Source organism: Arthrobacter sp. Dra40 (genome assembly GCF_059091905.1).
Genome location: NZ_JBNHHB010000151.1, coordinates 1 through 12,610, shown reverse-complemented (window position 1 = coordinate 12,610; position 12,610 = coordinate 1). Strand labels below are relative to the sequence as shown.

At 65.5% G+C, this 12,610-nt stretch carries 14 protein-coding genes and 1 pseudogene; 11 read left to right on the top strand and 4 right to left on the bottom strand.

The genetic code is table 11. From position 1 onward, the window contains the following. From rpsR to AC5RWT_RS28405, 3 genes are all read left to right on the top strand, one after another. On the top strand, positions 1–155 hold a 155-nt coding region (gene rpsR, locus AC5RWT_RS28415), incomplete at its 5' end, for a 30S ribosomal protein S18 (protein ID WP_494083110.1). 25 nt (positions 156–180) lie between these two features. Then, positions 181–630: a 50S ribosomal protein L9 gene (rplI, locus tag AC5RWT_RS28410; protein WP_494083108.1), complete on the top strand. Its 450-nt coding sequence runs from the start codon at positions 181–183 to the stop codon at positions 628–630. Positions 631–706: 76 nt separating this feature from the next. Then, positions 707–1,546: a PhzF family phenazine biosynthesis protein gene (locus AC5RWT_RS28405; RefSeq protein WP_494083107.1), complete on the top strand. Its 840-nt coding sequence runs from the start codon at positions 707–709 to the stop codon at positions 1,544–1,546. A gap of 10 nt (positions 1,547–1,556) precedes the next feature. Here AC5RWT_RS28405 and AC5RWT_RS28400 read toward each other — a convergent pair whose 3' ends face one another. Both AC5RWT_RS28400 and AC5RWT_RS28395 read right to left on the bottom strand, forming a co-directional pair. Next, complete coding sequence (locus AC5RWT_RS28400; protein WP_494083106.1) at positions 1,557–1,994, bottom strand: DUF1801 domain-containing protein; 438 nt, start codon at positions 1,992–1,994, stop codon at positions 1,557–1,559. A gap of 69 nt (positions 1,995–2,063) precedes the next feature. Then, positions 2,064–2,807, bottom strand: coding sequence for a hypothetical protein (locus tag AC5RWT_RS28395; RefSeq protein ID WP_494083105.1), 744 nt, complete (start codon positions 2,805–2,807; stop codon positions 2,064–2,066). A 493-nt stretch (positions 2,808–3,300) separates the two neighbouring features. Between AC5RWT_RS28395 and dnaB the strand changes: the two genes are divergently transcribed. The 6 genes from dnaB (at position 3,301) to AC5RWT_RS28365 (ending at position 9,189) form a co-directional block, all read left to right on the top strand. After that, the gene (gene dnaB, locus AC5RWT_RS28390) at positions 3,301–4,668 is read left to right on the top strand and encodes a replicative DNA helicase (RefSeq protein ID WP_493967214.1); all 1,368 of its coding nucleotides are present in this window, start codon (positions 3,301–3,303) and stop codon (positions 4,666–4,668) included. Positions 4,669–4,899: 231 nt separating this feature from the next. Then, positions 4,900–5,511, top strand: coding sequence for an FMN-binding negative transcriptional regulator (locus tag AC5RWT_RS28385; RefSeq protein ID WP_494083104.1), 612 nt, complete (start codon positions 4,900–4,902; stop codon positions 5,509–5,511). Positions 5,512–5,931: 420 nt separating this feature from the next. Further along, positions 5,932–7,104: a cytochrome P450 gene (locus AC5RWT_RS28380; protein ID WP_494083103.1), complete on the top strand. Its 1,173-nt coding sequence runs from the start codon at positions 5,932–5,934 to the stop codon at positions 7,102–7,104. Continuing rightward, positions 7,101–7,295 (top strand): ferredoxin, encoded by a 195-nt coding sequence (locus AC5RWT_RS28375; RefSeq protein WP_494083102.1) that lies wholly within the window; start codon positions 7,101–7,103, stop codon positions 7,293–7,295. Before AC5RWT_RS28380 ends, AC5RWT_RS28375 begins: the two co-directional genes overlap by 4 nt. A gap of 2 nt (positions 7,296–7,297) precedes the next feature. Beyond that, a complete protein-coding gene (locus AC5RWT_RS28370; RefSeq protein WP_494083109.1) occupies positions 7,298–8,476 on the top strand; it encodes an NAD(P)/FAD-dependent oxidoreductase in 1,179 nt (392 codons plus the stop codon). 98 nt (positions 8,477–8,574) lie between these two features. Next, positions 8,575–9,189 (top strand): TetR/AcrR family transcriptional regulator, encoded by a 615-nt coding sequence (locus AC5RWT_RS28365; protein ID WP_494083101.1) that lies wholly within the window; start codon positions 8,575–8,577, stop codon positions 9,187–9,189. A 62-nt stretch (positions 9,190–9,251) separates the two neighbouring features. Here the strand turns inward: AC5RWT_RS28365 and AC5RWT_RS28360 are convergent, their stop codons facing one another. Both AC5RWT_RS28360 and AC5RWT_RS28355 read right to left on the bottom strand, forming a co-directional pair. Beyond that, positions 9,252–10,757: a sodium:solute symporter family protein gene (locus AC5RWT_RS28360; RefSeq protein WP_494083100.1), complete on the bottom strand. Its 1,506-nt coding sequence runs from the start codon at positions 10,755–10,757 to the stop codon at positions 9,252–9,254. Next, positions 10,754–11,011: a hypothetical protein gene (locus AC5RWT_RS28355; protein ID WP_493967207.1), complete on the bottom strand. Its 258-nt coding sequence runs from the start codon at positions 11,009–11,011 to the stop codon at positions 10,754–10,756. The genes AC5RWT_RS28360 and AC5RWT_RS28355 overlap by 4 nt, the downstream gene beginning before the upstream one ends. A 429-nt stretch (positions 11,012–11,440) precedes the next feature. Between AC5RWT_RS28355 and AC5RWT_RS28350 the strand changes: the two genes are divergently transcribed. Further along, positions 11,441–12,409 carry an asparaginase gene (locus AC5RWT_RS28350; protein ID WP_494083099.1) on the top strand — a complete coding sequence of 323 codons (969 nt, stop codon included), beginning with the start codon at positions 11,441–11,443 and terminating at the stop codon, positions 12,407–12,409. 29 nt (positions 12,410–12,438) lie between these two features. Continuing rightward, a pseudogene (locus AC5RWT_RS28345) lies at positions 12,439–12,610 on the top strand (polysaccharide deacetylase family protein); the annotation flags it as partial.

Here is a 12,610-nt window from a genome sequence, read left to right as displayed (position 1 = left end):
TAGCTTTGCTGCGCAAGTTCATCTCTGACCGCGGAAAGATCCGCGCCCGCCGCGTGACTGGCGTCACCGTGCAGGAGCAGCGCAAGATCGCACTGGCCATTAAGAATGCCCGCGAAGTTGCTCTGCTGCCCTACTCCGGCGCTGGCCGCGGCTAAGCGAAGCGAAGAGGAGAGTACTGACATGGCAAAGCTCATTCTGACCCACGAAGTGACCGGTCTCGGCACTGCTGGCGACGTCGTCGAGGTAAAGAACGGTTACGCCCGTAACTACCTTCTGCCCCGCGGCTTCGCCCTGACCTGGACCAAGGGCGGGGAAAAGCAGGTGGAGTCCATCAAGGCTGCACGTGCCGCCCGCGAGATTGCATCCCTGGAGGACGCGCAGCAGCTTGCTGCCAAGCTGTCCTCCAAGCCGGTCACGCTGACCGTCAAGGCCGGCGAGTCTGGCCGTCTGTTCGGCACCGTCAAGCAGGCCGACGTTGCTTCCGCTGTCGAGGCCGCCGGCCTCGGCGCCATCGACAAGCGCAAGGTCGAATTGACCGAGCACATCAAGTCGGTGGGCGACTACCAGGCAACCGTGCGTCTGCACGAAGAGGTCTCCGCCGTCATCGACCTGAAGGTCGTTGCTGGCTAACAGCTTCACAGTCACTGCAGGCCGGGTCCGTTCAGGACCCGGCCTGCAGTGGTTAACGCCCGGTACGCTGGAATTCATGAGCACACACGAGTTCAGCCAGGTGGACGTCTTCGCCACCGGACCCTGCACCGGCAATCCGCTGGCCGTGGTCTCGGGAGCCGGATCCTTGAGTGACGGGCAGATGCTGCGCTTCGCCAACTGGACCAACCTCTCCGAGACCACCTTCCTCTTGCCGCCCGAGAGCCCGGACGCCGACTACCGGGTCAGGATCTTCACGCCCAGCGGCGAGCTGCCCTTCGCGGGCCACCCAACGCTGGGCACGGCGCACGTCTGGCTCTCCGGTGGCGGGCAGCCGAAGGCGGACGGCACCGTCATCCAGGAGTGCGGCGCCGGCCTGGTCAAGGTCAAGCACGACGGCGCACGGCTGGCTTTCGCTGCTCCGCCCCGGCGGCGTACCGGACCGCTTCCCGACGTTAATGTCGCCAAGATCTGTGCTGCCCTGGGAATCGAGCGCGACGACGTGTTGCGCCACGAGTGGGCGGACAACGGCCCGCAATGGCAGGCCCTGCAGCTGCGGGACGCCGAGGCGGTCCTCGACGTCGTGCCCGACTATGCGGCCCTGGCACCGTTCGGTGTGGGCTTGATCGGCGCCCACCCGCGGGGGGCCGGGATTGATTTTGAAGTCCGCGGACTCATGGGCTTCGAAGACCTCCCGGCGGAGGATCCGGCCACCGGCAGCCTGAACGCCGCGCTGGCCCAGTGGCTGATCGCCGAGGGCACGGCCCCCGCCGCGTACTCTGTCCGCCAGGGAACAGCGCTCGGTCGGGATGCCCGGCTCTACATCGAATCCGACGCCGAGGATGTTTGGGTGGGAGGCACCGTAGCGGCGGTGATCAGCGGGACGGTGGAGATCTGACCCGGCCGGGTTAGCGCTGGCTCTGCAGGGACTCGTGGTCAGCGGTGGTCATGTGCCGGTAGCCGAGCTCGATCAGCTCCGTCAGCACGTCGAGGTCGACGTCTGCCAGCTTGTTGACGTAGAGGCAGGCGGCGCCGGTCTTGTGCTTGCCCAGGTGCTCCAGCAGGGCAGCGGACTCGGGGGCGTATGTCAGCCCGTACAACGCCAGGTTGCCTTTCCGCGGCGAGAAACCGATGGCCGCAGCGTCGCCCTCGCGGCCGCTGGCGTACTTGTAGTGGTAGCTGCCGAAGCCGATGATCGACGGCCCCCACATCACGGGTTCCTGCCCGGTGGCCTGCCGCATCAGCTCCAGCACTGTTTCGCCGTCCTGTCGCCGGACAGGGTGTTCCACGGACCGGAGGAAGCTGTCGACGGAAACGTCCGTGGGCGCCGTCTTGTTCTCTGCCATGGGATGAAGTGTTGCAGAAAGCCGTAGGGGCTGCCAGCAGCGGGGACGAGAAGGGCCGGGACCGGAGAGTTACGGCTCCTCGTCCGGCTCAATCAGGTCCACGAATTCGCGGGCTTCCGGCTCGCTTGCTTCCGAGTGCGCCAACAGCAACCTGACAGCGCTGTCCCGGTCGCCGCTTAGCGCCGCGGTACGGATCCGGGCGAAGACCTCGTCGTTCAGACGCGTGCTGGCCACCTCCCTGATCGTGTCACCCTTGGACACGATGGCCCGGTACCGGTATCCCGCGTGTGCGGGTCGTGATGCGGGAGCGGACTCCTGGGGTACTGCGACGTCGTCCTCTTGCGGCGCCGGGGGTGACGGAAGCGGTTCCTCCTCCTCCGGCCGCTCGGCCGCAGCCTTCCGCGGCTCCTCCTGCAACTGGTGCTCCGGTGCTGCCTCTCCGGGCTGCTCAGGCTCTGGCTGAAGGGTCGGGACAGTTTCGGGGAGTGCGGTGTAGGGCTGCGGGTGCGCTGACATCTGCGCCACGGCGGACGCGGATTCCCTCAGCCCTGCGCCCGTTGCGCTGCGGTACTCCTTGATGGCCGCCAACGCCTGCCCTTGCGCGATGAACGCGTAGACCGCTGTATGTTGCTGCTGGTTCAACCGAGCGCTGGCAGCGGCCGCGGCTTCCTTGCTCGTGGCTGGTGCCGTTGCCTCCGCCGAGTCGCGGCCCGGGCGGACGCGGCCGTTCTTGTTTCGCGAGGCCAACCGCACGATCACCACGCCAATCACAACGACCAGCACGACGATGAGCAACGGCACCACAAAATCCATACTTGAATCGTACGTCGCGCACCGGCCTGTGGTTCACTCCGACCTGCGGTAACGGGGATGACAGCGCTGTAATTCATCCCCTGTGGATAAGGAGTGGATAACTTTTGCGTACGCGTCAATTTCAGATCTGTCAACAGCGAAAATGACGGAAAAAATAACCGGGAAATTCTTTTCTTCCACACCCGGTGCACAACGTTTCCGCAGGTCAGGAGGTGGTTACTGGTCAGTTCACTTTGTTTTCCACAGCTATGCCCACAGTCTGTGCACAAGACACGCCCACGCATCCACATTTTATCCACAGGGGTAGTGGATAAGTCGCTTGGCGGTAGCCGGGAAGAGGGCTACCGTTGCGGAGTATCCCACTCGGAGTCCGTTCACGGGCCTGCGGTTCTGCGCGCCTTTCGGCCGTTCGACGAGTTTTGTCCGAAGCGCTTGATAGTTCTAGGTCCGAGGGGATGCTGTACCCCTTCCAGGAGCAAAGAAAGAGGCAGCGGTGTCGTTAGCGCACGCGGATTCGGCAACAAGTCGGGATTCCGAATTCGGCCGTACGCCGCCGCAAGACCTCGTGGCCGAACAGTCCGTGCTGGGCGGCATGATGTTGTCCAAGGACGCCATCGCCGACTGCGTTGAGGTGCTCCGCGGCGTGGACTTCTACCGTCCTGCGCACGAGAGCATCTACGAGGCCATCATCGACCTCTACGGCCGTGGCGAACCGGCCGACGCCGTCACCGTTTCCGACCTGCTGACGAAGCGTGGCGAGATTTCCCGCATCGGCGGGCCTGCCTACCTGCACACGCTGATCCAGTCCGTACCCACGGCCGCCAACGCCGGCTTCTATGCCGAAATCGTCCGCGAACGCGCAGTACTCCGACGCCTGGTCGACGCAGGCACCAAGATCGTCCAGCTGGGTTACTCGCAGGACGGCGAGGTCGACGCCATCGTCAACCAGGCCCAGGCTGAAATCTACGCCGTCGCCGAGCGGCGCACCGCCGAGGACTACGTCCCGCTCAAAGACATCATCGAAGGCACCGTCGATGAAATCGAATCAGCCGGCCACCGTGGCGAGGGCATGACCGGCGTTCCCACCGGTTTCTACGAACTCGACGAGCTGACCCAGGGCCTCCACCCCGGACAGATGATCGTCATCGCCGCCCGGCCGGCCGTGGGCAAATCCACCTTCGCACTGGATTTTGCCCGGTCGGCAGCGATCAAGAACAACATGACGACGGTTTTCTTCTCCTTGGAAATGGGCCGGAATGAGATCGCCATGCGCCTTCTCTCCGCAGAAGCCACCATCGGGCTTCAGGACCTGCGCAAGGGCACCATCAAGGATGAACAGTGGGGCAAAATAGCCACCACCATGGGCCGGATGAACGACGCCCCGTTGTTCATCGATGACAGCCCCAACATGTCCCTGATGGAAATCCGCGCCAAGTGCCGTCGCCTGAAGCAGCGCCACGACCTCAAGCTGGTCGTGCTCGACTACCTTCAGCTGATGTCCTCGGGTAAGCGCGTCGAGTCCCGCCAGCAGGAAGTCTCGGAGTTCTCCCGTGCCCTCAAGCTGTTGGCCAAGGAACTCGAAGTCCCGGTCATCGCGCTCTCGCAGCTGAACCGTGGCTCCGAGCAGCGTACGGACAAAAAACCGATGGTGTCCGACCTTCGTGAATCCGGTTCCATCGAGCAGGACGCGGACATGGTCATCCTGCTTCACCGTGAGGACATCTACGACAAGGAATCCCCGCGGGCCGGTGAAGCCGACGTTATCGTGGCCAAGCACCGTAACGGCCCCACCAAGACCATCGTGGTCGGGTTCCAGGGCCACTACTCCCGCTTCGCCAACATGGCGGTCGAACATGGTTAGTTGTTGCGGGGCGGGCACCGCACGCAGCCCAACGATCGTCACCCCCTCCGTATTAAGCGGCAAGGGAGCGCTCCGGTAGCCGCCCGCGCGCAGGGCTCTTATCCTCGAGGGGAGTCACGGATTGTCGGCGGCGGAGACGCCGCCGATGTCCGGCGGCCCCGGACGTCGCCAAGAAGCGATGCCACCCCGGACCGGGCAGTTCCAGCTGCTCCACCTGAAAGGAATCTTCGGATGCGCCACACGCCGGGCTATCTGATGACGGACCCCAACGAAGTCAAGCGCCTCATCCGCAAGCATCCCTGGGCCACCTTCGTTTCCGCGACCAGCAACGGACTGGTCGCCTCCCACTACCCGGTGCTGTTGGAGGAAGACCGCGAGGATATCTCCATCGTCAGCCACTTCGGCCGCCCGGACGAGACCCTGCACGAACTTGGCAGGCACGAGATCCTTGTCATCATTCAAGGTCCGCACGATTACGTTTCCCCCAGCTGGTACGCGGCCGGGGACGTCGTACCCACGTGGAACCACCTCACCGCACATCTCTACGGCATTCCGGAAATTCTCAGCGACGACGAGAACTACGAAATGCTCACCCGCCTCACCGACCACTTTGAGCAGCACCACCCGGGCGGCCGGCATCTGAGCGAAGACGAACAGGGCACCCGCCGCGCAGCGAAGGGTACCGTCGGGCTGCGGATGCGCGTGGAACGCTTCGATGCGAGGGCCAAGCTCAGCCAGAACAAGCAGCCGGAGGTGGTGCGGAACGTGATCGACCACCTGGATGAGCAGAATCCGCACCTCGCGCACGAGATGAAACGGGTCCACCTCCCTCGTGCCGAGTAGACAGACTCAGCCAGCAGATTCTTTAGACCGCTGATAGGTGGGTGGCCGCGGAACGCACGAGCTGCCGGCTTATCATCACCCAGGGTTCTGGATGCGTTCCCCGCTGGCGTCCGCGGTGATGGGTCCACGGGCGGCGCTAAGGCGTCCCCTCAAGGAGCCAGGTTTTTGGGCGTGCGCACCCAACGGGGCATCAGTCGTAGCACGCTACGCAAGACAACGTGTGCTTCGGTGATGCACTTCATAGTTTTACTTGACACGTTGTAAAGATTCTGGGCACACTGTGACAGACGCCTCACCTGCTCCACCCGTTCCGCAGGACCTGCACCAGCTGCAGCCACCGAGACGACGGAGAAGAACGCCGAAGCCGCCCTCTGAGGGCCGACGACCTTCACGCCACCCACCACGATCAAGGAGAACACCGTGACCGCACCGATCGGAGCAGACATCGACATTTGGGACGATGACGTCCTCGTCGACCCCTACAGCACCTACGCCGCCCTGCGCGAACAGGCTGGAGTCGTCCACCTCCCGAAGAACGGTCTCTATGTCCTGACCCGCTACGACATCATCCGTGACGCCCTCGGCGATCCGGAGACGTTCTCCTCCACCAGCCTGGGCTTCAACCCGATGGTGAACGAGGCACTGCAGGGCACCTCGCTCGCCTCCGACCCGCCCGCGCACACCCAGCTGCGCGCCACGTTGTCGGAAAACCTCACACCGCGCGCTCTGCGCGGACTGAAGGTCACCATCGACGAGAAAGCGGACAAGCTTGTCGCCGAGCTCGTCGCGAGCGGCAGCTTCGAGGCTATCGACTCGCTGGCACGCGCCTTCCCGCTCGAAATCGTCGCCGACCTCATCGGCTTCAGCGGCCATGTGAAGGACAACATGCTGCGCTGGGGGCAGGCCGCCATGCAGGTCCTGGGGCCGATGAACCACCGCACCCAGGAGAGCTTCCCGATCGCCGGCGAGCTGTACGGCTGGTGCTCCTCCGTCACCGCCGACGATCTCGTACCGGGGTCGATCGGCCGCGGCATTTTCGACGCCGAGACGCGCGGTGACATTCCGAAAGGATCCGCCGGGCATATCATCCACCAGTACCTGGGCGCCGGCGTCGACACCACCATCGCCTCCATCGGCAACATCGTCGCGCTCTTCGGACGGCACCCGGAGCAGCTTGAGCTCGTTCGCCAGAACCCGGAGCTCGTCCCGGCGGCGTTCGCCGAGGTGCTGCGCTACTGGCCCCCGATCCACATCTGGGGCCGGACCGCGACCCGGGACGTCGAGATCGATGGCGCAACCGTTCCCGCCGGAGCCCAGTTGGGCATCCTGTTCGGCGCCGGCAACCGCGACCCGCGGCACTATGAAAATCCCGACGTCTTCGACGTGAGGCGCAACCCGGTGGACCATCTCACCTTCGGCTACGGGCCGCACGGGTGCGCCGGCCAGGGCCTGGCGAAGCTCGAGGCCCACGCGATCATCGAGGCCCTCGCCCGCCGGACGAAGGTGTTGGAGATCGGTGACGAGGTCCGGGCGCCCAGCAACATCACCCGCAGCCACGAACAGCTCGACGTCGTCAAGGTGGTGGCAGTGTGAGGATCGAACTCGACCGCCCCCGCTGCGAAGGGCACGGACTCTGCGAGGAAGCAGCACCCAAACTCATGCACCTCGACAACGACGGCGAACTGGTGATCGACGTCCCGGAGGTCCAAGGGGCGGAGCTGGCCGTTGCACAAGCTGCGGTGCGGATCTGCCCGGTCGCCGCGCTGCGGCTGGCGGAGAAGTGACGATGCGGCGAATCGTCGTCGTCGGAAACGGCATCGCCGGACTCACCGCGTGCGACTCGCTGCGCTCGAACGGGTTCGACGGCGAGTTGACCGTCGTCGGGGCCGAGCCGCACCAACCGTACAGTCGCCCGGCCCTGTCGAAGGCGCTGCTGCAAGGCGATGGCGGGCTCCAAGCCCACGAGCTGCCCGAGCCAACCCACGAAGCGGTGGAACTTCTCGGCGTCAGCGCAGCAGGCATTGACCCGGAAGCGAAAATCGTGCGGACCGACGGAGGCGATGAGCTGCCGTATGACGGCCTGGTCATCGCCTCCGGTTCCCGGGCCAAGCGGCTCACCCCGGGTCCGCTGCCCGCGGGCCCTGGCGGGGAACTCACCCTGCGGACCATCGAGGACGCGGTGGCGCTCAAGCAGCGGGTCGCGGCCCGCCCCTCGGTGATCGTGGTCGGCGGAGGACCGCTGGGAATGGAGATCGCCTCGGGCTGTCTGCACGTCGGTTGCGATGTCACGCTGGTCTCCGATGTGAAGCCCCTCTCGCGCCAACTCGGCAGCCACCTGTCCGGAATCTTCACTGCTGCCGCCGCCCGGCACGGACTGCGGTTCGTCAGCGGCAGCAGGGCGCGACTCGTTAAGTCCGGCTCGGGGACTCGGGTTGCCCTCGCCGACGGCACCCAGCTTGAGGCGGACCTCGTCGTCACGGCCATCGGCGACGAGCCGAACATCGACTGGCTGTCCGGTTCGGGTCTCCTCGTCGACGGGGGACTGCGCGTCGATTCACGCGGCCGGGTCCGTCCGGACGTTGTTGCCGCCGGTGATGTGGCGTTCTTCCCGACCGGCGGCGGCGTGGGGCGCGTGCCGTTGTGGACCAGCGCCATCGACCAGGCCAAGGTTGCGGCTGCCGGCCTGCTTAAAGGCAACGCGGCACCAGAGCTCGACTTCCAGCAGTACTTCTGGACCGAAGGATTCGGGCTGTCGCTCAAAGCGATCGGCTCCACACCCGTGACCGGGGCGCCGGACTACCTGCAGCCGGGCGGCGAAGCCGGCTCGATGCTGCTGCACTGGGAGAACGTGGACGGCCCCGGCACCGCAGCGGCGATCAACTTCCGCATCCCCATCCCCAAACTCCGGCGGCTCGCCAACTCGGGACCGTCGGTGCTGCAACCGGCGACGCCGGTGAAGCTTTGATGAGCTGTTACGCCTGACAGTACTGAGGATTCCGGCGGCTGCAGGGGCGCCGCCCTTGGCGGACTGGGGTCCCTGCACCATCGATAGAGGATTGCCTCATGCCGTCGCTGCGAGAAGCCCAAAAACAGCTGACCCGCGACCGGATCGTCGAACGGGCACTCGAACTCTTCATCGAGAAGGGATACGCCGCGACAACGATCGACGATATCGCTGCCGCTGCCGGCACCACCCGGGTGACGTTCTACGCGTACTACCCCTCTCGGAGCGATCTGATGAGGGACTTCATGGCCCGGGTGAACGCGGTACTTGACCGTGCCGACGGACCCGACCGCGCATCGACAGCCCCAGAGCTCGTGGACGTGGTCCGCGCGGGCGAGCCGGCAGGCATCCTTGACTGGCTCGAGTCGCGCGCAGCACTTTGGCCTGGCTTCCGCCCCTACCTGGACGTGCTCGAAGAGGCCGCGGCGGTCGACCGCGACGTGCGGACCCTGCTCCAGGACTGGCGTGAGGAAGTAATTTCCGACCTCATCCGCGGCATGCAACAGGCCGGGCGTTTCTCGGAGGAGACGCACCACCTCCGCGGAACGCTCGCGTTCACAGAGCTCAACTACGTCTCCACCCTGTGGACGAGCCGCACGTCACAACCGAACCGTAACCAGGCGCTCGGGGTACTCGCGGAAAGCTGGTACCACCTGCTCTGCGACCAAGGCTGAGGCGAGGGACCGGCCGGTCCTGCGGTCGCCCCGGCACCGGGGGGTCCGGCCGGAACACCGACTCAAACTGAGACGGTGTCGACGTCGCGCGCCTGCACGGCGCTGACCGAACGGTCGAACAAGGCGTCCACCCGCTGTCGTTCCTCCGGCGAAACCCGCACCAGATAGGCGCACGCAACATAGACAAGGGTGTTCACGATCAGTCCCGCGACGCCCGAGGTCGCGCCGCCGAGCCAGGGGACGGACGTCGGGTGGGCCACCTGCAGGAGAGCTGCGGTCGTGATGCCGGAGAGCATGCCGGCGATCGCCGCCGCGGCGTTGCCGCGTCGCCAGAACAGACCAAAGTACAGGGTGGGCCCGAGCTGGACGATGCCCTGGTAGGAGACGATGGCCAGGACGTAGAGGGCGGGCGCCTCGAGCCAAATCAGCGCGCACACCGCAGCGGCAATGGTGATCACGATCGTGCCGGCCTTCGCCAACCGGGTCTCGCCCTTGCTGTCGGCGTCCGGAGTCGTGCGGCCGAAATCGTTGGTCAGCTGGGCGCTGGCGGCCTGGATCAGGGCGTCGACATTGCCCATGGTAGCGGCCAGGACTACGACGCCGGCCAGCGCCACGAGCAGCGGTCCTCCGACCGAAGCGACGATAAACCAGACCGAGCTGGGGTCCTCGGCAACACCCGGGAAGGACGCAGCCAGCAGCGCCACGGTGCACAACCCGGTGGAAAAGGCCATCAGGATCAGGGCGGACAGGGCAGTGGACTTCTTGATGGCCTCGGTGCTTCGTGCGGTGAACAGACGGACAAACACGTCCGGCCAGCACCAGCCGCCGAGCGCCCCGGTGAGCACGAGCGAGGCGAAGTACAACGGTCCAGCCTCACTGCCCGGGCCCGGAAGCAGGAAGTACTCCTTGGGCACACTGTCGAAGCCGAAGCCATTCACCACCAGGTAGACCAGCAGGCCGACGATCAACACCAGGCCGATGCCGTAGGCGGTGATGCCTTGGACCATGTCTGAAATGACGACACCGCGCATGCCCATCCGCACAGTCCAGATCTGCCGGAAGGCCAACACCAGAATGCTCAACACGATTGCCCCGGCAGCCGGCACCGCGCCGAAGCCGAGGTGGCTGAAGACCAGGCCCAGCGACTGCATGCCCAGGACTATCCACGGAAACGCCGCGACCAGGCCGATCAGCCCCGCGACGCGGCGGACGGTGCGGGATTGGTAGCGGAAGCCCAGTAGGTCCGCCTGCGTGCGCAGGTCGAACTTTTTGCCCCATTCATGCACGGGCCGGGCCATGAAGAACATCAGCGCGAGCGCGAGCAGCGAATAGAACACCAGGTAGTAACCAATTACGCCGCCGCCGGCCACCATTCCAGCAAATGCGATGAACACCGAGCCAGCCAGCCACGTGTTCAGGAAGGACATCGCCTGGTACCAGGGGCCGAATGTCCGGCCGCCGGTGGCGTAGTCGCTGAATCCCGTGGTTTTTACCCGGGAGCGCTCCAGAATAACGACGACGACGGCCAGGAAGAGCGCGATCGCGCCGTAGCCGATGATGGTGCTCATCTCTGGTCCTCCCCTTCAGCGGGGCGGCTAACGGCGCTGTCCACGAAGTAAATGATCACGATCGCCGCGGTGATGAATGTAGCCGTGCCCACCAGATAGGCCATGGCCGTGCCGGCTGAATCCGGGATCCAGTGGAAGACGGGGAAGACGGCCAGGGCGAAGCCGGCCAGCAGCAGGACAGCGGGCAGGACGCCCGGGCGTCTGCGCCCGGCGAAGCCGCTCCTGCCGGGTCCTTTGAACGGTACCGAAGTCATGAAGGAGTCCAATCTGAAGGGGAAGCTGAGGGCCGTCACGCCTGCCGCGGAGATTGGCAGGCGGTGAGCCATTGCAAGTTTCAGGCGCCCCCGCCAAGCGCGCAGCAATTTTGTCCGTTGATTGCTTCTTGCGTCTCGCACCGTGTAGTCCGGGGCCACAATCCGTCATCCGGCCAGTGTCGCCGGACCATTGCACTGATCGCGACCGGGGTAAGCGGCAGCTGGCAAAGCTGCATTGGATCGGTTGCCGTGCTAAGGCCCTGTGGCGGCCCTATTTGAGCATGCGCGCCTTCTCATCAATGCAGGGGCACAGCCCATTGTTGACTTCTTGGTATGATGTGCGTCATATTTTTGAACCGATGCAGCTCGCTTTTGCATAGATGATCCGACCCTTCGGAGCCGGCCCCTCGCTCGAGAAGGAGGCGCACGGTGGCCCACATCCAGCTGCTGGGGACCGGCGGTACTATCGCCTCGCGCAGCCACGGCACCGGGGGAGCTGTCGCAACCGACACCTCGTCCACGCTGGCCCAAACGCAGTACGGTGATGTCACGGTCAGCGCCCGCGACGTACTGACCACTGGCAGCTACCGGCTGGATTTGGCAGACCTGCGTTTGATTACCGAGGCGGTTGGACAGGCCCTCGCGGATGCAGACACCGACGGCGTGGTGGTCACCCACGGCACGGACACGCTTGAGGAGACAGCATTCCTGCTCGACCTCGTGCACGCCTCGCCCAAGCCAGTGGTGGTCACCGGCGCCCAGCGAACTGCCGATAGTCCCGACGCAGACGGCCCGCGCAACGTCGCGGAGGCGGTCCGCGCAGCAGCCGACGTGCAGCTGCGCGGGGCCGGAGCGCTGATCTGCTTTGACGGAACTGTGCGTTCCGCCCGGGGTGCCCGCAAGGTGCACACCACCGCGGGCAGCCCGTTCGGCGGTGGCACGGAAGTGGCGCACATGGCGGGCGGCCAGCTTGTGGTGACCGCCACGCCCCGCCGCTACCCGCCGTTACCGACACTGCCGACCGCGTTCGACAACACCCGGGTGGAAATCATTACTGCCTACCCCGGCGCGACGCCGGACCTGTTGGATTACGCCGTGCAGCTTGGAAGCGACGCCGTCGTGCTGGCCGGTACCGGGGTCGGCAACGCGGGACCGGGGTTCGCCGAGGCTGTGAAGCGGGCGACGGGCAATGGCTGCCTCGTCGTGCTCAGCACAAGGGCGCCGTGGGGTCCTGTGGTCCCGACCTATGGCAGTGGCGGCGGCATCGATTTGGTAGCCGCCGGGGCCATCCCCTCGCTGGACCTCAACCCCTTTCAGGCGCGCATCCTCGCCGCCGCCCTGCTTTCCTACGGCAAGCCGGCAGCAGAATTCCCAGCAGTGTTCGAAACCTACCTCTAGGAACATCCACCGCCACCAGAGGAGACACTATGTCCAAGAAAATCTTCGTTTCGGTTGGCATCGACGTCGACGCCGTCGGCGGCTGGTTGGGCTCCTACGGCGGTGAGGACTCCCCGGGCGACATCTCCCGCGGGCTCTTCGCCGGCGAGGTCGGCGTGCCCCGGCTGCTTCAGCTCGCCCAGCGCCGTCAGATGCCCGTGA